This window comes from Enterococcus sp. AZ050, from assembly GCF_051715085.1.
Lineage (GTDB): Bacteria > Bacillota > Bacilli > Lactobacillales > Enterococcaceae > Enterococcus > Enterococcus faecalis.
The window spans coordinates 1,250,576-1,270,402 of record NZ_JBIOTC010000001.1 but is presented as its reverse complement, the minus strand read 5'-3'; the positions used below and the strand labels follow the sequence as shown (position 1 = coordinate 1,270,402).

Genomic DNA, 19,827 nt, shown 5'->3' with positions numbered 1-19,827 from the left:
GTATTCGAGAAAAAGCTTCGGGAAACTGAGCTTTTTTTATTTGCTCGAAAAAAATAAACTAAAACATTTAAAGGAGCCGAATCAGTAATGGAAACTTTTGAAAGAAATTGGTACGTATTGCACACCTATTCAGGCTATGAAAATAAAGTAAAAGCAAACATTGAATCACGTGCACAAAGCATGGGGATGGGCGATTATATTTTTCGTGTCGTTGTACCAGAAGAAACAGAAAAAGAAGTCAAAAATGGTAAAGAAAAAGAAATCGTTCATAAAACTTTCCCTGGTTATGTGTTAGTGGAAATGATTATGACCGATGATTCTTGGTATATTGTTCGTAACACGCCAGGCGTAACTGGTTTTGTAGGCTCACATGGTGCCGGTAGTAAACCCGCTCCTTTATTACAAGAAGAAATTAACCACATTTTACGTTCAATTGGCATGAGCACCCGTCAATCAGACTTAGAAGTAGCGCTAGGCGATACAGTGAAAATTATCGAAGGTGCCTTTTCTGGTCTTGAAGGTGTTGTGACAGAAATCGATGAAGAAAAACAAAAATTAAAAGTAAACATCGATATGTTTGGTCGTGAAACAAGTACAGAATTAGACTTTGAACAAGTCGATAACATTGATTAATAAACGAGCTGACAAACTATTGTTCAGCTGATTGATACAGATTGTAGGGTCTGGAAAAGCAGTCAACTGACTTCTTTTCCAAGCCCTTTTTTAGTTCATCGCAGAAAGGAATGAAAAAAATGAAACAGGCCAAAAAATATCGTTATTTTTCTTTGCTAATGGGTCTTGTTCTATTATTAAGTGCTTGCCAAATTGGAGCAACCACGAAGAATGACAACCAAGCCCCCACAAAAGAAGCAACCGTTGAGTTAAACCGCACAACAACACCAACGCTCTTTTTTCATGGTTACGCGGGAACTAAAAATTCGTTTGGCTCGTTACTGCATCGCTTGGAGAAACAAGGTGCCACAACTCAAGAATTAGTGCTACTCGTTAAACCTGATGGGACCGTGGTTAAAGAGCGAGGAGCTTTAAGTGGCAAAGCGACGAATCCCAGTGTTCAAGTTCTATTTGAAGATAATAAAAACAATGAATGGAATCAAACAGAATGGATAAAAAACACATTACTCTATTTACAAAAAAATTATCAAGTGAACAAAGCCAATATTGTCGGGCACTCTATGGGTGGTGTTAGTGGTTTACGTTATTTAGGAACCTATGGGCAAGACACATCGTTACCTAAAATTGAAAAATTTGTCAGCATTGGAGCACCTTTCAATGATTTTATTGATACGAGTCAACAGCAAACCATCGAAACGGAACTAGAAAACGGCCCCACAGAAAAAAGTAGCCGCTATTTGGATTATCAAGAGATGATCAATGTTGTTCCAGAAAAACTGCCCATTTTATTAATTGGTGGTCAATTAAGTGCAACAGATTTAAGTGATGGAACGGTACCGTTATCTAGTGCCTTAGCAGTCAACGCCTTGCTAAGACAGCGAGGAACTCAAGTCACTAGCCAGATTATTAAAGGAGAAAATGCACAACATAGCCAATTACATGAAAATCCTGAAGTAGATCAATTGCTAATCGAGTTTCTATGGCCGAGTAAAAAATAGCAAAAAGGCACATGTTCCATAAAAAATGGAACATGTGCCTTTTTCTATACTTTGGCTAGCGAAATAGCTTTTTTCAGCTATAATAAATAAAATTATTTATTTTTAGGAGATATTGGAATGGAATCCTCATGATTTAAATAAGCACAAATCAAGGCTTCAAAGGTGATTAATGTTTGGCCAAAAAACATTTGTGGCTGAGCGACACTTGTTGAAAACGGGCTGTAAGAGTCAGTTGAAAAAACGAGATCTGCCAGTCGACCAAGAGTTGAATTTTTGGCGCCAACAAAAGAAATGATAGGATGTTTTTTCTCTTTCGCAAGCAGAGCTGTTTCTTTTAAGTATTTTTCTTCACCAGAATGTGAAAGGATGATAAAAAGAAAATTCTGATTATTTTGACTATTTATCGAATGAGTATGGGCTGTTGTGATACTGGGGATGCCATGAAAATTGAAAACTTCACTAATGTAAGCCGCCAAATGTCGTGAAAAGTCATGACCTAAAATAACAAATAAATGATTCTTGTGTTTGGCAAGCAGTCGACAAAACTCGTTGGTTGTTTCAAATGAAGGTGCTGTTTCATAAGGGATTGGCTGAGAAAAATGGGCTTCTTTTAATTTGTAAATAAGTTCATTATAACCTGATAAATTTAATTTTTTGGCTAAACGAATGATGGAACTAGGCGAAGAAAAGCAGTGTTTGGCAACTTCTCGAATACTCAAATCGGCCGCGTTCGTACTTTGTTGATCCAAATAATACAAAATCTGACTTTCTGTTTTTGTTAAATGATACGTTTCTTTTAAGTAATCTAAGTTCATGAGCAAACCTCCTTTATCAGATTATAAATAATTTTGTGGGAAAAAGGTATCAAAAAATAAAAAATGAGGTGTTTTTATGAAAAGGGCAACAAAGCAAAGGCTGTCTTTGGCAGCAATCATGGTTCTACTTCTCTCGGGCTGTGGAAGTGTTGGGAAAGAAACCAAAAAGCAAGAACAACAGGTATTACGGGTCGGGATTGATTCGGAATTATCAACGGCAGACGTGTCGTTGGCAATGGATAATACAGCAGCAGATGTAATGAGCCAAGTAGGGGAGGGACTTTTCTCCTTTGACGAAAAAGGAGAAGCTAAACCAGCATTGGCAACTGAAAAAGTACAGCCCTCCAATGATGGTTTAATCTATACTTTTACGATTCGAAAAGATGCAAAATGGAGTAACGGCGAGCCAATCACAGCCAATGATTTTGAATATTCTTGGAAGCGCACAGTGGACCCAAAAACAGCTTCCCCGCAAGCGTATTATTTTGAAGGGCTAAAAAATTATCGTGCTATTGTTGACGGTGGCAAATCTAAAGAAGAGTTAGGGGTAACAGCCATTGATGACCATACCTTGGAAGTAGAGCTAAGCTATCCTATGAGTTATTTTCAACAATTATTGGCGGTGCCAGCTTTTTATCCTTTAAATGAAGCATTTGTCGAAAAAACGGGCAAAAACTATGGTACATCAGCTGAGTCAACACTTTACAATGGCGCCTTCACATTAGAAGGTTGGGATGGCACGAATAATACTTGGTCCTATGTGAAGAATAAAAATTATTGGGATCAAGCGAATGTTTCGCTAGATAAGGTGGATGTCCAAGTAGTTAAAGAAGTCAATACTGGGAAAAATCTTTTCGAAGGGAAAGAATTAGATGTTGTAAAAATTTCTGGAGAAATTGTTGCACAAGAACAAGGCAATGCAGCTTTGAAAATTCGTGAAATTCCTGGAACGTATTATATCCAATTAAATACGCAAAAAGATCTTTTGGCAAATAAGAATGCACGTCGAGCAATAGCATTATCATTAAATTCTGAACGTTTAGCTAAAAATGTTTTAAATGATGGCTCAAAAAAAGCACTTGGCTTCGTGCCAACAGGTTTCACTAATCAAGAAACGCAAAAAGATTTTGCAGAGGAATTAGGAGATTTAAATCCTAGTGAACCAGAAAAAGCGAAAGAGTTATGGCAAACGGCTAAAAAAGAATTAGGAATTGAAAAAGCGGAGCTAACGATTTTAAGTTCGGATACAGAAAATGCTAAAAAAATCAGTGAGTATGTTCAAGGAGCTTTAGCAGATAATTTAGAAAATTTAACAGTCAATGTTTCGCCAGTTCCTTTTAATAATCGTTTAGAAAAAAGTCGCAGCGGAGATTTCGACATTGTGGTTGGTGGCTGGACGCCAGTATATGCTGATCCAATCGATTTCTTAAACCTATTGCAATCAAAAAATTCCAATAATTTTGGTAAATGGTCTAATAAGACCTTCGATCAGTTGCTTCAAGAAGCAAACGTAACTTATGCAAATAAATATGAAGAACGTTGGAAAACATTACAAAAAGCGGATCAATTGGTTGCGGAAGAAGCACCCCTAGTTCCTCTTTATCAATTAACAGAAGCACGCTTAGTGGACGATTCTGTCCAAAATTTAGTCTATGGCCCATTAGGTTCAGGCTATTACAAATCAGTCTCTATCGGTGACAAGTAAAGGTTGGGAAAAAATGAAAAAAAGTCAAGCTGTTCAATTAATTCAGGAACTTTCAAATGCTAATGGTGTTTCAGGCTTTGAAACAGAAGTCGTTAGAATCCTTCAACACGCAACTGCGGATTTTACTATTCAACGGCTAGATGCCATTAAAAATTTATATCTTGAGAAGAAAAATAATCTAAGTGAAGGTCCAGTTGTGCTTTTTGATGCTCATAGTGACGAAGTGGGTTTTATGATTCAAGCAATTAAAGAAAACGGCTTGTTGCGCTTTCTTCCGTTAGGTGGTTGGGTTCCTAATACGATTTCTGCACAAAAAGTTCGGATTCGTAACCGGGAAGGTACCTATCTGCCAGGCGTAGTTACTAGTCGGCCCCCTCATTTTATGACACCAGAGGAACGACAGCGGCCATTAACCATTGCTGATTTGACGATCGACATTGGTGCTACCTCAAAAGAAGAAGTAATTGAAACGTACAAAATCGATCTTGGTGCACCGGTCATTCCAGATGTGACGTGCTGTTACAACGAACAGACAGATCTTTTTTTAGGAAAAGCTTTTGATTGTCGCATTGGCTGTGCTTGCTTAGTGGATGTCATGGAGGAGTTGAAAGAAGAGACGCTTCCATTCAAGTTAGTTGCGACAGTAACTGCACAAGAAGAAGTTGGCGAAAGAGGAGCACTTATTGCCGCAAAGCAAGTCAATCCTGATTTAGCTATTGTTTTCGAAGGCTGCCCGGCTGATGATACGGCAGAAACGCCAGAGATGATTCAATCAGCAATGGGAAAAGGACCGATGTTACGTTATTTTGATGTTTCTATGATTACGAATCCGGAATTTCAAGAGTATGCACTAGAGATTGCTAAAATACACAAAATTCCTGTTCAAGTTTCTGTTCGAAGTGGTGGTGGAACCAATGGCATGGCGATTACACAAGTTCAAGGAGCCCCGACGATTGTTGTAGGAATTCCTGTCCGTTACGCTCACACACCCCATTGCTATGTGGACTTTCAAGATTACCAAGCGGCGAAAGAATTAGTCATTCAATTAATCAAAAATTTAGATGCTGACAAAATTCAAGCACTGGTTCAGCCATTGTCAAAGGAGTGGAACAAATGAAGATTTATGTATCATGCGATATTGAAGGATTAGCAGGTATTGCGACATTTGATATGGAAAAAGAAGACACCGTTTTATTCCGAGAATTATATCACCAACATGTGGCTTGGTTGATTGAAGGGATTCAAAAGAGTGCCAAAAATGAACAAATTACAGAAATTACTATTGCCGATTCGCATAGCCGTGGATTGAATTTAGCTTATGCGCGCTTGGCAGAAATGGATGAACGAATTTCCTTAGTGAGCGGCTTTCCTCGCATGGATTATATGATGAGTGGCTTGGATAGTAGCTATGATGTGGTCTTTTTCTTAGGTTATCATGCCGGTATTGGTAAACAAAAAGGGAATATGGATCATGGGTATAGCGCTAGTGTTGCTTATGATTTAAAAATAAACGACTTAGCGATGAATGAAACGACAATTAATGCAGCTTACGCTAGCGAATTAGGTGTCCCTGTTGGTTTAATTATCGGTGAATCAGGCTTAGAGGAACAACTTTTTCAAGAAAAAATGATGCCCGAAGTTCCCTTTGTTTCCACCAAAGAATCTCTGGGACGTTATGCAATCAAAAATAGACCCATGCAACAAGTTCGGGAAGCTATCGTAGCAACTACAAGTCAGGTGTTAACTTCCTTTGCGTTGTCTGAATTACCCCGATATGCCTTGCAAACACCTGCAACTGTAAAATTGCAATGTGTGACGACAGCACAAGCAGATCGTATTGAAATGTTACCAATGATTAAACGCATTGATGGTAGAACTGTTTCATTTGTAGGTGAAACGATGAAAGATGTCATGAATGGAATTGTCGCTGTGGTTGGTTTAGGCGGAACAAGTTATTAAAGTAAGAAGCTTACGGAAAAAACGAATGGACATTTTTTTCTGTAAGCTTCTTGCTATAGTTATTTCTATTTTTGTTTCTCTAGAATTTCTTTGCTTAAACGTTGTGCAGTTGGTGTCACCGCAAGACCGCCTTCAGCTGTTTCCTTGAAAATTTGTGGCATTTGGCGACCCACTTGGTACATTGCGTGGATGACTTCGTCTGGTGGAATGACACTTCGAATCCCCGCTAAAGCCATATCAGCTGAGATGAAGGCTTGAGAAGAACCTAATGCATTTCGCTTCACGCAAGGAACTTCAACAAGTCCCGCAACAGGATCACAAATGAGGCCCATCATATTTTTTATCGTAATGGCTACAGCTTGAGCAGATTGATCAGGCGTACCGCCAGAAGCCGCAACTAAAGCGGCACTTGCCATTGCACTAGCAGAACCGACTTCAGCTTGACAACCACCTTCGGCACCACTGATTGAGGCATTATTGGCAATCACTAAGCCAAAAGCCCCAGCGGTAAATAGAAAATCCAATTGTTGCTGATGCGTTAACTTTAAGCGGTCAATAACTGCCAACAAGACGCCAGAAACTACTCCGGCACTGCCTGCGGTTGGTGTAGCACAAATCAAGCCCATTTTTGCATTAACTTCATTAACAGCAATCGCATTTCGCACGGCTTGTAAAATGGTCTCACCGCTTAAAAAGTTGCCTGAATGTATGTAATCATTTAAGCGGGTTGCATCGCCACCAGTTAACCCTGTTACTGAGGTAACACCAGCGATTCCTTCAGCGACGGATTGTTTCATAACGGCTAGATTTTTTTCCATTGTTTCAATAATTCGTTCACGAGAATACCCGCCATGAGCCATTTCTGTTGCAATCATTAATTCGCTCACAGAAGGGTACTCTTTCGCTTGAGCTACCAAATCTTCAATTGAATAAAACATCGTATTACTCCTTTACGTTCATTTAGTCAAAATAGTTAACGCTATATATATGAGGGATTTCAGCTAATTGCATGACAATGTCACCGACTTCGGCTTGATCAACTTCAATAATCATAATCGCTTTTTCCCCTTTAGATTCTCGGGTAACGGTCATTGTACTAATATTGATATCGCTAGCTGAAAGGATGTTGGTCACCTTAGCAATCATGCCAGGAACATCTTGATGGACAACGATAAATGTTGGCGTGCCCATACTTAAAGACAATTTGAAGCCATTTAATTCAGAAATTTGAATGTTTCCACCACCAATTGAAATTCCTGTCACAGATAGTTTTCGGTCGCCAGAAGAAACCACAATTTTAACGGAATTAGGATGGTCTGCTTTTTCACTTTTAGGAATAAAACAAACTTCCATTCCTTGTTCATAAGCAATTTCCAAAGAATTGGCTAGTTGCTCATCATCTGGTTCCATACCTAAAAGGCCGCCAACTAAGGCGATATCTGTTCCGTGACCACGATAAGTTTTGGCAAAAGACTCATATAAATAAATGTCAACGCTATCAGGTTGCTGTCCAAAAATACTCCGAACCACTTTTCCAATTCTTGCCGCTCCAGCTGTATGAGAACTGCTTGGACCAATCATAACGGGTCCGATAATATCAAAAACACTATTAAAGCGTAACTCTTCCATTTCAGCACCTTCTTCATTAGAATATGTTTTCATTGGAAGTCTAACACAAAAAATGGCGGGGAACTAGGCAATCGCTTGTGTTTTAGCGAATAATTTAAATTTTTATCAGAATGAAAGCAAGGGGCCTTCGTTGACAAATCAGTGAAGAGATGCTAAATTCTAGATAATAAAAGATGAAAAGAGGGATTCGTGCGTTGAAAATTTAAGTTAATTTTTTAGAGAAACTGTATAACTTTGCCTGAATATAACGGGTGGAGTGTGCGGATTTTCGGAAATTAGCTTAAAGAATTCAGCCACGGGTCTTTTTGTATACCTTGGATTGATGCCGCTGATTTCCGTAAAGCTGCATCAATTTTGCTTTATGGAGGTATATTTATGTCGAAAATTGAACTAAAACAACTATCTTTTGCCTATGATAATCAAGAAGTATTGCTTTTTGATCAGGCAAATATCACGATGGATACCAATTGGAAATTAGGATTGATTGGCCGCAATGGCCGTGGGAAAACAACCTTATTAAGATTGTTACAAAAGCAGTTGGATTACCAAGGAGAGATTCTGCATCAAGTCGATTTCGTCTATTTTCCACAAACAGTTGCAGAAGAACAACAGCTCACTTATTATGTCTTACAAGAGGTGACTTCTTTTGAACAGTGGGAATTAGAACGAGAATTAACGCTTTTAAACGTTGATCCTGAAGTTTTATGGCGGCCCTTTTCTTCTTTATCAGGCGGCGAAAAGACGAAAGTTTTATTAGGTCTTCTTTTTATTGAAGAAAATGCCTTTCCTTTAATTGACGAGCCAACAAATCATTTAGATCTAGCTGGCAGACAACAAGTGGCTGAATATTTGAAGAAAAAGAAACACGGGTTTATTTTAGTCAGCCACGATCGGGCATTTGTTGATGAAGTGGTTGATCATATTTTGGCGATTGAAAAAAGTCAATTGACACTGTATCAAGGGAATTTTTCTATTTATGAAGAGCAAAAAAAATTAAGAGATGCTTTTGAACTAGCAGAAAATGAAAAAATCAAAAAAGAAGTCAATCGCTTGAAAGAAACCGCTCGTAAAAAAGCGGAATGGTCGATGAACCGTGAAGGTGATAAGTACGGCAACGCTAAGGAAAAAGGGAGCGGGGCGATTTTTGATACAGGAGCCATTGGTGCCCGGGCAGCGCGCGTAATGAAGCGCTCGAAACACATTCAACAACGCGCCGAAACACAATTAGCAGAAAAAGAAAAACTATTAAAAGATCTTGAGTATATTGATCCTTTGTCAATGGATTATCAACCAACGCATCACAAAACATTATTGACGTTGGAAGAGCTTCGTCTAGGCTACGAGAAAAATTGGCTATTTGCGCCACTTTCTTTTTCAATAAACGCGGGAGAAATTGTCGGAATAACAGGAAAAAATGGCTCAGGAAAATCGAGCTTAATTCAGTATTTATTGGATAATTTTTCTGGGGATTCAGAAGGCGAAGCCACTTTGGCTCACCAATTAACCATTTCTTATGTGCGCCAAGATTATGAAGACAATCAAGGAACTTTATCCGAATTTGCAGAGAAAAATCAGTTAGATTACACCCAATTTTTAAATAACTTACGAAAACTTGGGATGGAGCGCGCCGTTTTCACTAATCGAATTGAACAAATGAGTATGGGGCAACGGAAAAAAGTCGAAGTAGCCAAATCATTGTCTCAATCAGCTGAACTTTATATTTGGGATGAACCCCTTAATTACTTGGATGTGTTTAATCATCAACAATTAGAAGCGCTAATCTTATCTGTGAAGCCTGCAATGCTAGTGATTGAGCATGATGCGCATTTCATGAAGAAAATAACGGATAAAAAAATTGTCTTGAAATCATAAAAACATCTTGAAAAAGTAAAGGGAATCCTGTATAGTAATAGGGTATGTTTTAAATGTACGTTGAGTGGGAGGGGAAATCTCAACCCCATTAACCACGCACGAGAACTTAAGGAGGTATTTTCGTGGCTAAAAAAGTAGAAAAAATCGTTAAATTACAAATTCCTGCGGGGAAAGCAACACCAGCTCCACCAGTAGGTCCAGCGTTAGGTCAAGCAGGTATCAACATCATGGGATTCACTAAAGAATTCAATGCTCGTACAGCTGACCAAGCAGGCTTGATTATTCCAGTAGTAATCTCTGTATATGAAGATCGTTCATTTACATTCATTACTAAAACACCACCTGCTGCAGTCTTATTGAAAAAAGCTGCAAAAATCGAAAAAGGTTCAGGTGAACCAAACAAAACTAAAGTTGCAACAGTTTCAAGCGATCAAGTGAAAGAAATCGCTGAACTTAAAATGGCAGACCTAAACGCCGCTGACGTTGAAGCAGCAATGCGCATGGTTGCAGGAACTGCACGAAGCATGGGTATCATCGTAGAATAATTTTTATTCCACACTTACTCAAAGAAGTAGCTTCTCAGTTCGTTTCATATTTAAAGATATGAAAGACGTGGGAGGTACAACCGTTATAACCACAATCAAGGAGGAAACAAAATGGCTAAAAAGAGCAAAAAAATGCAAGAAGCATTGAAAAAAGTTGATGCTACAAAAGCTTACTCAGTTGAAGAAGCAGTAGCTTTAGCAAAAGATACAAACATCGCGAAATTTGACGCAACAGTTGAAGTTGCTTACAAATTGAACGTTGACCCTAAAAAAGCAGACCAACAAATCCGTGGAGCAGTTGTGCTTCCAAACGGAACTGGTAAAACACAAACTGTTTTAGTATTCGCTAAAGGCGAAAAAGCTAAAGAAGCTGAAGCTGCTGGTGCAGATTTCGTAGGCGACGACGACATGGTTGCAAAAATCCAAGGTGGATGGTTCGACTTTGACGTAGTTGTTGCGACTCCTGACATGATGGCTACAGTTGGTAAATTAGGCCGTGTCTTAGGACCAAAAGGTTTAATGCCAAACCCTAAAACTGGTACTGTAACAATGGACGTTACAAAAGCTGTTGAAGAAGTTAAAGCTGGTAAAGTAACTTACCGCGTTGACAAAGCTGGTAACATCCACGTACCAATCGGTAAAGTTTCATTTGATAACGAAAAATTGGTTGAAAACTTCAACACAATTAACGACGTATTATTGAAAGCTAAACCATCAACTGCTAAAGGTCAATACATCAAAAACATTTCAGTAACAACAACATTTGGACCTGGAATCCACGTTGACCAAGCTTCTTTCTAATTTGAAAGAAAATAATTAAAAAATTCTTGACTCACTCACTTACCCTATGGTAAAGTGAGTGAGGTTAATAATTAACTGTACCGAAGACAGTAGGTGACGCAAGTCTTAATTTCCTACCGAGGACAATTGTTGAGTTATATACAATTCGGTCCCTCTATGTCTACGGTGGCATGGAGTTTTGTTGTTTTACACGACTTTTTGAAAAAAAGCCGATATAAAACAATACTTGGCGAACGAAGTGAGCGAAGTTTCATTTGATTCTTCTACTTTACATATCGTAAACCAAGTCCAACTCCACCATCAAAATCAGGAGGTGAAATAAATGAGTGAAGCAGCAATCGCTAAAAAAGAAAGCCTAGTTCAAGCAGCCGCTGAGAAATTTGAATCAGCAGCATCAGTTGTAATCGTGGACTACCGTGGTTTAACAGTTGAAGAAGTCACTAACTTACGTAAACAATTACGTGAAGCAGGCGTAGAAATGAAAGTCATCAAAAACTCAATCCTTTCTCGTGCAGCTAAAAAAGTTGGTTTAGACGGCTTAGACGAAGTCTTTACAGGCCCAACTGCTGTCGCATTCAGCAACGACGATGTAGTAGCACCAGCTAAAATCATCGACGAATTTGCTAAAGATGCAAAAGCATTAGAAATCAAAGGTGGCGTCATCGAAGGAAAAGTTTCTTCAGTGGAACAAATTACTGCGTTGGCAAAACTACCAAACCGCGAAGGTTTACTATCTATGCTATTATCTGTATTACAAGCGCCAGTCCGCAACGTGGCTTACGCTGTCAAAGCAGTGGCAGAGAAAAACGAAGAAGTTGCTTAATTGCAGTCTAATTCAAACAAATAAAAAACAAACAATTTTAATTTAAATGGAGGAAATTCAAAATGGCATTAAACATTGAAAACATCGTTGCTGAGTTAGAAACAGCAACTATCTTAGAACTAAGCGAATTAGTTAAAGCTATCGAAGAAAAATTTGACGTATCAGCAGCAGCTCCTGTAGCAGTAGCTGGACCAGCAGCAGGTGGAGCAGCAGAAGAACAAACTGAATTCACTGTTGAATTAACAGCAGCTGGCGATCAAAAAGTTAAAGTTATCAAAGCAGTTCGTGAAGCAACTGGCTTAGGCTTGAAAGAAGCTAAAGCTGTAGTTGATGGCGCTCCTGCACCAGTTAAAGAAGGCGTTTCTAAAGAAGAAGCAGAAGCTTTAAAAGCTGCTTTAGAAGAAGTTGGCGCTTCAGTAACAGTAAAATAATTCATTCAACTTTTGAATGTTCGAGAACCCTTGTGTGGCAAGGGTTCTTTTTTATTAAGCTTTTAAATGGTGGTAAAGTTAGTGAATTGATTGTCAAAATAATCTTTTTGTTTAATAAAGATAAGCATTCATAGCTAAAGAGAAAATCCAGAGGATCTTAACCTCTGGATTTGATAATTTCTATAAGTTCTCGTTATCAATATTATTTGATAAAAAGCAAATTATTTAAATAATGTATTTAAATAATGATTGAATAGTAGGTCTATTTCTTTTTATTTTTTATAATGAATATACTAACTAAAGATAGTAAGATGATTCCAATGATGGTAAATAAAACTGATTTTTTTTCGCCAGTACTGGGAAATATCCCCTTTTTGTGCTCGGTTGAACTTGATGTAGTAGCTTTCTTAGAACTGCTCGTAGTTGTTTGTAATGTAGATTCTGTATTAGTAGTATCCGAAGAAACACTTTCAGCACTTTGATTGATTGACGTATAATCGTTTGCTTTTATTTTATCTGCCATTGATGCTAAACCATAATCGCCACGAACATCAGATGGATAATTTTGGTTAGCGTAGTCTACCTTGACTTGATTAATTAAATCGATGAGTGTTTGATCGCTTAAATTATTTACAACATCACTATTTAAATCATATACATAAATTAACGAAAGTCGAATTTGAGGTAAATAATTTTTTAAGTCATCAATCGTTAATGTTGAGTAATCTGTAGAGTAGGAGTCCTCCGGGATAGGTTTCTCACCATATAATTTAGTAATCATTCTCGCTGTTCCACTGACGTCTTGGTTTACAAAATGAAACGAAACTTTTTTTGCGTAGTCCAGTTCGTCATCAGATAAACGATTTATCAAGGTTTCTGTTAAACCATACATACCTACGTAATTAAGAAGTGTTTGACGAAGCGATGGAAGTTCCTCGCTTTCAGCTGTAAGTGCTGTTGAATCAGTTGAAGCATTAATTGTTGTTGCTGAAGTTTCTTGAGTTAAAGAAGTAACTGTTGACTTTTCCACAGAAGCTTCATTAGCCGAATCTTCTGCCCATACATTAGAAACTGATAGTGTGGTAATCGAAACAAAACAAAAGAGTCCTAAAAACATTTTTTTCATTTTAATCATTCCTTTCGTTACCTATTGTAACATTTTTGAAATATTTTTGTAACAATTAAATATTAAGAAAAGCTTAAGAATATATACTAGGTGATAAAAAATATAAATTTTAAACTGTTAATCTATCAAAAAAACGATCCATAGAGAGCATTACATTAGTGTCAAAATATTTCAAAGGTGTTGGTTATAGAAGTACTGTATTCGCTTAATGGTAGTTTCGAGTAAATTAGTCATTATATAAAAGATTGACAAGTATGCTGCATAACGAAAACTTGTCAATCTTTTAAAAGGATAAAAATACAGATTTAAGAATAATGACAATTTATTTTAAGTCAAAAACTGTTGACGATATTGTCGAGGTGTCATCTCTTTTTTTTGGAAGAAAAATTTTGAAAAATAAGAAGGTGAAGAAAAACCTGCTTCAAAACTGATTTCCGTGATGGTTAAGGAACTTTTTCTTAACAGAGAACAGGCTTTTTGCAATTTTAAGTTTTGTACATAGATACTAGGATTTGTTTGTTCATAACGCTGAAACAGCTTAAATAAATAGCTACGATCAATGTTATATTCAGAAGCTAATTGACTAATTGAAAGATTGTTTGAAAAATTTTCGTGAATAGCCATTTTAATTTGGTTAAATAATTGTTGGCTTTGATTTTCATGCTGTGTAACGGAATGATGCTCTAGATAATTCAACAATTGAAAGCTTTCACTTAAACTGCCGAAATGATTATGTTTCTTCGCTTCTTGGTAAATATTTTTAAATAAACTTTCTAATTTCTTATCAACAGTTCCTTTTAAAATACAATTTTCGGTAGTCAGGCCTATTTTTTCTAAATACTGAGACGAAAGATCTCCAACAAAACCAACCCAATGATAGGTCCAAGGATTTTGCCGATTAGGATAATAAATATTGCGACAATTGGCTGGAATCATAAACAAATCGCCAGCGGTAATGTGTTGTTTTTCCATAAAGGGTGTTGAAAAATAGCCTTCACCATCGCTACAATAATGCAAAACCCAATAATTAATAGGGGCAAACTCAGTTGGTTTTGTCGGACGGCATTTTTCATAGCCAGCTTCATAAAGATGAAATTCTTGGCTAATAGGTTGATCATTAATCAGGATGCTGACATTATTTGTAAAAACATTTTGCATGCTATCACCTCTTTATAAGAGTATGTAAAGGCTTTCTAAAAGTCAACATCTTTACAAGAAATAGGCAACATTTTTTATTTTAAAAAAACTGTAAGCGTTTTACAATGTGTGAGTACTAATTAATTTGATAAAGAGAGGATGTAGTAAAATGGCAACACATTCACGGGAACGATTAGGTTCTGTCGCATTGATGCTCATGACTTTTTCAGCGGTTTTTGCCTTTCCCAGCATTGTTAACAACAGTATTCAGATTGGCCTAGCAACTATTCCAGGCTATTTATTCGGCTCTATTTTTTACTTTTTACCATTTATTCTAATGATTGCAGAATTTGCTTCTGCTAATTCTGAAAATGAATCAGGTGTTCACAGTTGGTTGGAATCTGTGCTAGGACCTAAATGGGCATTTTTAGGCGCTTGGTCGTATTTCTTTGTCAACTTGTTTTTCTTCTGTTCATTACTACCGAATACATTGATTTATGGTTCATACGCTTTTTTAGGTCAAAACGTTTTTCAAGGAAACCATAGTACTAAAATAATTGCAGTGATTTCTATCCTGTTATTTTGGTTAATGACATGGGTTTGTATTAAAGGGGTTTCGTGGATTTCGAAAGTGACTAGCTTAGCGGGTGGTGCTCGTTTATTTATGGGCGTAGCTTTTGTGGTTTTAGCCTTTGTCGTCGTGTTTGGTTTTGGCAATGAACCAGCACAAGAGTTTACCACGACGTCAATTATGCCAACTTTTAATTGGACTTTTTTCATGACGATGGCGTGGATTTTACAAGCTGTTGGCGGTGGTGAAAGTATCGGTGTATATATTAAGGATGTTAAAGGCGGCAATAAAACGTTTGTCCGCACGATGATTGGTGCAACGATTGCGGTCGGTATCATGTATATTCTTGGTGCCGTTGCTGTAGGTTTGGTAGTGCCAACGGACGTCTTAAAAGGAAATTTTTCAAATGGTATTTTTGATATCTTTAAAATTTTAGGTACGTATTTCCATATTCCCGCAGCAATGATGGTGCGCTTAGTAGGAATTATCTTATTTGTCGGAAGTCTTGGTTCTTTGGCTCTGTGGACGGCAGCACCAGTTAAAGTATTTTTCTCAGAAATTCCTGATGGGGTCTTCGGTAAGTGGCTAGTGAAAACGAACGAAGAGGGAAATCCAACCAATGCTTTGTTAGTTCAAGGAATTATTGTGACGATTTTAGTTGCCATTCCAGCATTAGGAATTGGAAATATGGATAGCTTTTTAGAAACGTTAATTAATATGACAGCTTCTACGTCATTAGTGCCTGTCTTATTCTTGTTAATCGCCTATATTGGGCTTCGTTGGAAAAAAGAAACAATGCCGAGAAGTTTCCGCTTTGGTAATCGAACCTTTGGCTTAATTGCGGGAATTTTCTTATTAGCCATTTTTATCTTTGTATTCTTTATGTCAACTGTGCCGGATCCAAAACTAATCATGGAAGAAATCAATGGCACATTACCGAAAGGAACCGCTAGTCCACTGGGCATGTTGGCGTATAACATCATTGGGTTAATTGTTTTTATGGGCTTTGCTTGGATTTGTTGGAAACGATATGAAACAAAAGAAAAAAATGAAGTTGGTAAAGGAGAAATGGATTATGAAGACTTGGGAAAATTATAAAGTAGATAGTATTAATCGGTTGCCTGGACGAGCACACTTTTCGAGCTTTCCCTCGAAAGAAACAGCGTTATTAAATGAAAATAAATATACACAAGCATACAAAAATTTAAACGGACGCTGGCATTTTCTTTTTTTAGAAGCACCAGAATACAGCCCAGAAAACTTTTTTGCGACGGACTTTGATACAAGCCAAATGGATCAAATCACTGTTCCTGGAAATTGGCAAGTCCAAGGATATGGCAAAATGCATTACTCTGATTTATGGTACAATTTTCCCATTAATCCGCCGTATGTACCAATGGAAAACCCAACAGGTATTTACAAACGGACATTTGCTATAGATGAAACATTTCACGATAAAAAAATCATTTTACGTTTTTGTGGCGTAGATTCAGCTTATCATGTTTGGGTGAACGGCCATGAAGTTGGCTACAGTAAAGGTGCACGAAATGAAGCAGAATTTGACATTACGCCTTACGCTAAAATTGGTGAAAAAAATGATTTAACGGTGCGAGTCTATCAATGGTCAGATGGTACGTATTTAGAGGATCAAGATATGTGGTGGTTAAGTGGTATTTTTCGTGATGTTGAATTACTCGGTGTACCAGAAAATGGGCTGGAAGATTTCTTTATTATTTCCGATTTAGATGATTCGTATCAAAATGGCCACTTGGCAATTACGGGTAAATTTTGGCAAGACAAAGGACAACAAGTTCAATTGGAGTTGATGGATCAGCAGGGAAAAACGGTTCTTAAAGAGACTGTCGCAGGAAATCAAGGTACGGTTGAATTTTCAGCAAGTTTACCGTCTGTCACTGCTTGGTCAGCTGAAAAACCATACTTGTATCAACTATTTATTACTGTTTTTTCTGAAGGGGAAGTCGTCGAAGTTATTCCGCAAAAAGTTGGTTTCAGAAATATTCATGTATCTGGTGAGACTTTCTTAGTCAATGGTGTGGCCATTAAACTAAAAGGAATGAATCGTCATGATTATAATCCGAAAAATGGTCGAGTGGTTAGTCGTGAAGAAATTGAAAAAGATATTCGTTTAATGAAACAATTTAATATTAATGCCATTCGAACCAGTCATTATCCAGCATCTGCTTATTTCTATGATTTATGCGATGAATATGGAATGTATGTGATTGATGAAACTGATTTGGAATGTCACGGCTTTGAATTAACTGGAGAATATGATTGGATTAGTAACGATCCAGAATGGGAAACGGCTTATGTTTCTCGGATGGTACGGATGATTCAACGGGATAAAAACCATCCATCAATTCTCTTTTGGTCGTTAGGAAATGAATCTGCGTTTGGTCATAACTTTATTGAAATGGCCCGTATTGCAAAAGAAATGGATCCAACACGTTTGGTTCATTATGAAGGTGATTTTGAGGCAGAGGTCACGGATGTCTATTCTACAATGTATACTTGGTTGGAACACCCAACTAGAGAATTACTGATGAATACGATTATTGAAAATTCAAAAAAACCGCATATTTTATGTGAATATTGTCATGCGATGGGGAATGGCCCTGGGAATTTAAAAGAATACCAAGAGCTATTTTATGCTCATGATAAATTACAAGGTGGCTTTATTTGGGAATGGTTTGACCATGGCATTGAATCTGTAACAGATAACGGTGAAGTTTATTATCGTTATGGCGGCGATTTCGGCGATGATCCAAGTAACAAAGATTTTTGTATTGATGGGATGTTGATGCCTGACCGTACGCCATCTCCTAGCTTGTATGAATACAAAAAAGTCATTGAACCCATTACAACTAGCGCTATTGACGTTCTGTCAGGTGAATTCTCATTATTGAGTCGGTTTGACTTTGAAAACTTGGCTATCTTTAAGCTGGTTTATACAATTACTGAAGATCAAACAGTGATTCAATCAGGGACAGTAGCAGTGCCAGCAATTGCTGCTAGAGCAGAAGGAAGACTGCACTTACCTTATCATTTAGATTTTCCTAAAAAGGCAGGAGCCGCCTATTATTTAACTCTTTCATATCAATTGAAAGAAACGACCGCCTATGCATCTGCTGGTCATGAATTAGCTACCGCACAGTTTGAGTTGCCAATTGCAACACCAGGGATTGAGATCACACCAGTTGGCTCGCTAATGGCAAAGGAAATTGGCCCTCATTTATACATTGAAGGACCAAACTTTTCAATTAATTTTGATAAAGTGAAGGGTGCCTTAACGAATGTGACACGAGATGGTAAAAAATTATTGCATAAAGGGCCGAAATTTACATTTTGGCGGGCACCGATCAGTAATGATATGGAAATTATTGATGAAATGAAGAAGAAATATTTCTTACATTTAGAGCATGAAATTGTCCGTTCTTTTGAGTGGAAAAAAGTTGATGATTTTATCCAAGTCATCGTAAAAACAATTAACGGAACGACTAACAGTGCTTGGCATTATCAATGTACCTATCAGTATTTAATTGCACCAAATGGCGAAATTTTCTTCGACTTAAAAGGTAGTCCTGCTGGTAAAATTGAAAATGCGCCAGATATGTTACCACGTTTGGGTGTGACTCTCCATTTAGACAAGTCTCTATCAGAAGTAAAATATTTCGGTAAAGGGCCGAGAGAAAACTATGTAGATTCACAAGAAGCTGGTTTACTTGGCGTTTATGATGCTACAGTGGCGGAAATGTTCACTAATTATGTTGTTCCACAAGCCAATGGTAACCACATGGCGACTAAATGGTCCGCATTCACGGATGATCGCGGCCAAGGGGTAGTAGCAACAGCGGCTGATTCATATAATTTTAGTGTTTCTTATTTTGAAGAACAAGCGCTAGATGTTGCTAAGCATACCAATGAATTACAAGAAAGTGAGTATGTTGTTTTAAATATCGATTACAAACAAAACGCCCTAGGTAGCTACTCTTGTGGCCAGTGGCAATTAGAAAAATACCGGACTACGTTTGAAGAATTCCAATTGGCATTCCGCTTAACACCTTTTAATAATAAAGAGATTCAAGCAGCGGATGTCGCACATGAACGAGTAAAACGACCAACAATTTCTTAAATAAAAGCTCAGAACAGTGCACTTCGGTCTCCTGTTCTGAGTTTTTTTAATGAAATTATCAGAAATTATTGCTTTTTTTTCATGGAAACAAGCAAACTATTTTGTTATCTAATAAAAGTAGTCCATAATAGTAACATAGCGAATTATTCGCTAGATAAAGCATTTAGGAGGAATTATTTTATGCATACTTTATGGGTTTTAATCGTTGGTGCTGTTATCGGTGCTATCGCTGGCGCGCTTACAAGCAAAGGTCAATCAATGGGTTGGATTGCGAATATCGTTGCCGGTTTAGTTGGTTCATTTATCGGAGAAAAAATCTTAGGTAGCTGGGGTCCTCACGTAGCAGGTATGGCAATTGTGCCATCAATTATTGGGGCAGTAATTTTAGTTGCTGTGGTTTCATTCTTCTTCGGACGAAAAAATAGCTAATTAAGTAAATAATTGTTTAATTAGTTAAAGGAGGTCGGGACAGAACCGTTTAGCTCCGAGAAATAAGAAGAAATTTCCGAAAATTGCTTTTTAATTTTTGGAGACCAAGTAGGTATTGTTCATCATCGAATCACTACGTTCTTCGTGATTCTCAACAATTTCGGCTTATTTCCGAAGGACCTTCAACTCTTAGAGCTTTA

Annotated in this window: 18 protein-coding genes and 1 other annotated feature; of the genes, 13 read left to right on the top strand and 5 right to left on the bottom strand. The window is 37.5% G+C overall.

Features of this window, described 5'->3' with window-relative positions:
• Positions 1 to 87 precede the first annotated feature (87 nt).
• Both nusG and IGJ04_RS06130 read left to right on the top strand, forming a co-directional pair.
• Complete coding sequence (gene nusG, locus IGJ04_RS06135; protein WP_002384070.1) at positions 88 to 633, top strand: transcription termination/antitermination protein NusG; 546 nt, start codon at positions 88 to 90, stop codon at positions 631 to 633.
• A gap of 110 nt (positions 634 to 743) precedes the next feature.
• The gene (locus IGJ04_RS06130; protein WP_025188790.1) at positions 744 to 1,631 is read left to right on the top strand and encodes an alpha/beta hydrolase; all 888 of its coding nucleotides are present in this window, start codon (positions 744 to 746) and stop codon (positions 1,629 to 1,631) included.
• Positions 1,632 to 1,723: 92 nt separating this feature from the next.
• Here IGJ04_RS06130 and IGJ04_RS06125 read toward each other — a convergent pair whose 3' ends face one another.
• Complete coding sequence (locus IGJ04_RS06125; RefSeq protein WP_010707190.1) at positions 1,724 to 2,446, bottom strand: MurR/RpiR family transcriptional regulator; 723 nt, start codon at positions 2,444 to 2,446, stop codon at positions 1,724 to 1,726.
• A 76-nt stretch (positions 2,447 to 2,522) separates the two neighbouring features.
• On the opposite strand from IGJ04_RS06125, the gene IGJ04_RS06120 reads away from it, so the two are divergent.
• From IGJ04_RS06120 to IGJ04_RS06110, 3 genes are read left to right on the top strand one after another with little or no spacing between them, the layout of a single operon-like run.
• Positions 2,523 to 4,151 (top strand): peptide ABC transporter substrate-binding protein, encoded by a 1,629-nt coding sequence (locus IGJ04_RS06120; RefSeq protein WP_010707191.1) that lies wholly within the window; start codon positions 2,523 to 2,525, stop codon positions 4,149 to 4,151.
• A 13-nt stretch (positions 4,152 to 4,164) separates the two neighbouring features.
• Positions 4,165 to 5,268: a M42 family metallopeptidase gene (locus IGJ04_RS06115; RefSeq protein WP_002356417.1), complete on the top strand. Its 1,104-nt coding sequence runs from the start codon at positions 4,165 to 4,167 to the stop codon at positions 5,266 to 5,268.
• Positions 5,265 to 6,110 (top strand): M55 family metallopeptidase, encoded by an 846-nt coding sequence (locus tag IGJ04_RS06110; protein WP_002365054.1) that lies wholly within the window; start codon positions 5,265 to 5,267, stop codon positions 6,108 to 6,110. Before IGJ04_RS06115 ends, IGJ04_RS06110 begins: the two co-directional genes overlap by 4 nt.
• A 65-nt stretch (positions 6,111 to 6,175) precedes the next feature.
• Here the strand turns inward: IGJ04_RS06110 and sdaAA are convergent, their stop codons facing one another.
• Positions 6,176 to 7,048 (bottom strand): L-serine ammonia-lyase, iron-sulfur-dependent, subunit alpha, encoded by an 873-nt coding sequence (sdaAA, locus tag IGJ04_RS06105; RefSeq protein ID WP_002367199.1) that lies wholly within the window; start codon positions 7,046 to 7,048, stop codon positions 6,176 to 6,178.
• Positions 7,049 to 7,070: 22 nt separating this feature from the next.
• Positions 7,071 to 7,739 carry an L-serine ammonia-lyase, iron-sulfur-dependent subunit beta gene (gene sdaAB / locus IGJ04_RS06100; protein ID WP_002414070.1) on the bottom strand — a complete coding sequence of 223 codons (669 nt, stop codon included), beginning with the start codon at positions 7,737 to 7,739 and terminating at the stop codon, positions 7,071 to 7,073.
• A 375-nt stretch (positions 7,740 to 8,114) separates the two neighbouring features.
• On the opposite strand from sdaAB, the gene lsa(A) reads away from it, so the two are divergent.
• The 5 genes from lsa(A) (at position 8,115) to rplL (ending at position 12,211) form a co-directional block, all read left to right on the top strand.
• Positions 8,115 to 9,611 carry an ABC-F type ribosomal protection protein Lsa(A) gene (gene lsa(A), locus IGJ04_RS06095; RefSeq protein WP_438840046.1) on the top strand — a complete coding sequence of 499 codons (1,497 nt, stop codon included), beginning with the start codon at positions 8,115 to 8,117 and terminating at the stop codon, positions 9,609 to 9,611.
• Positions 9,612 to 9,733: 122 nt separating this feature from the next.
• Entirely contained in the window at positions 9,734 to 10,156 is a 423-nt protein-coding gene (gene rplK, locus IGJ04_RS06090) for a 50S ribosomal protein L11 (RefSeq protein WP_002356424.1), read from the top strand.
• Between the two features lie 111 nt (positions 10,157 to 10,267).
• Positions 10,268 to 10,957 (top strand): 50S ribosomal protein L1, encoded by a 690-nt coding sequence (rplA, locus tag IGJ04_RS06085; protein WP_002356425.1) that lies wholly within the window; start codon positions 10,268 to 10,270, stop codon positions 10,955 to 10,957.
• A gap of 62 nt (positions 10,958 to 11,019) precedes the next feature.
• Positions 11,020 to 11,149: a sequence feature (ribosomal protein L10 leader region), on the top strand.
• A gap of 130 nt (positions 11,150 to 11,279) precedes the next feature.
• On the top strand, positions 11,280 to 11,780 hold the full coding sequence (gene rplJ / locus IGJ04_RS06080; protein WP_002388423.1) for a 50S ribosomal protein L10: 501 nt from the start codon (positions 11,280 to 11,282) through the stop codon (positions 11,778 to 11,780).
• Between the two features lie 62 nt (positions 11,781 to 11,842).
• Positions 11,843 to 12,211 carry a 50S ribosomal protein L7/L12 gene (gene rplL, locus IGJ04_RS06075; RefSeq protein WP_002382519.1) on the top strand — a complete coding sequence of 123 codons (369 nt, stop codon included), beginning with the start codon at positions 11,843 to 11,845 and terminating at the stop codon, positions 12,209 to 12,211.
• Positions 12,212 to 12,473: 262 nt separating this feature from the next.
• On the opposite strand, the gene IGJ04_RS06070 is transcribed toward rplL, so the two are convergent.
• Positions 12,474 to 13,346, bottom strand: a complete 873-nt coding sequence (locus tag IGJ04_RS06070) for an LPXTG cell wall anchor domain-containing protein (RefSeq protein WP_179143011.1) — start codon at positions 13,344 to 13,346, stop codon at positions 12,474 to 12,476.
• A gap of 318 nt (positions 13,347 to 13,664) precedes the next feature.
• Positions 13,665 to 14,495, bottom strand: coding sequence for an AraC family transcriptional regulator (locus tag IGJ04_RS06065; RefSeq protein ID WP_002356429.1), 831 nt, complete (start codon positions 14,493 to 14,495; stop codon positions 13,665 to 13,667).
• A gap of 148 nt (positions 14,496 to 14,643) precedes the next feature.
• Between IGJ04_RS06065 and IGJ04_RS06060 the strand changes: the two genes are divergently transcribed.
• From IGJ04_RS06060 to IGJ04_RS06050, 3 genes are all read left to right on the top strand, one after another.
• On the top strand, positions 14,644 to 16,143 hold the full coding sequence (locus IGJ04_RS06060; protein ID WP_002359464.1) for an amino acid permease: 1,500 nt from the start codon (positions 14,644 to 14,646) through the stop codon (positions 16,141 to 16,143).
• On the top strand, positions 16,076 to 19,198 hold the full coding sequence (gene ebgA, locus IGJ04_RS06055; protein WP_438840045.1) for a beta-galactosidase subunit alpha: 3,123 nt from the start codon (positions 16,076 to 16,078) through the stop codon (positions 19,196 to 19,198). The genes IGJ04_RS06060 and ebgA overlap by 68 nt, the downstream gene beginning before the upstream one ends.
• 180 nt (positions 19,199 to 19,378) lie before the next feature.
• A complete protein-coding gene (locus IGJ04_RS06050; RefSeq protein WP_002356434.1) occupies positions 19,379 to 19,627 on the top strand; it encodes a GlsB/YeaQ/YmgE family stress response membrane protein in 249 nt (82 codons plus the stop codon).
• Positions 19,628 to 19,827: the final 200 nt, after the last annotated feature.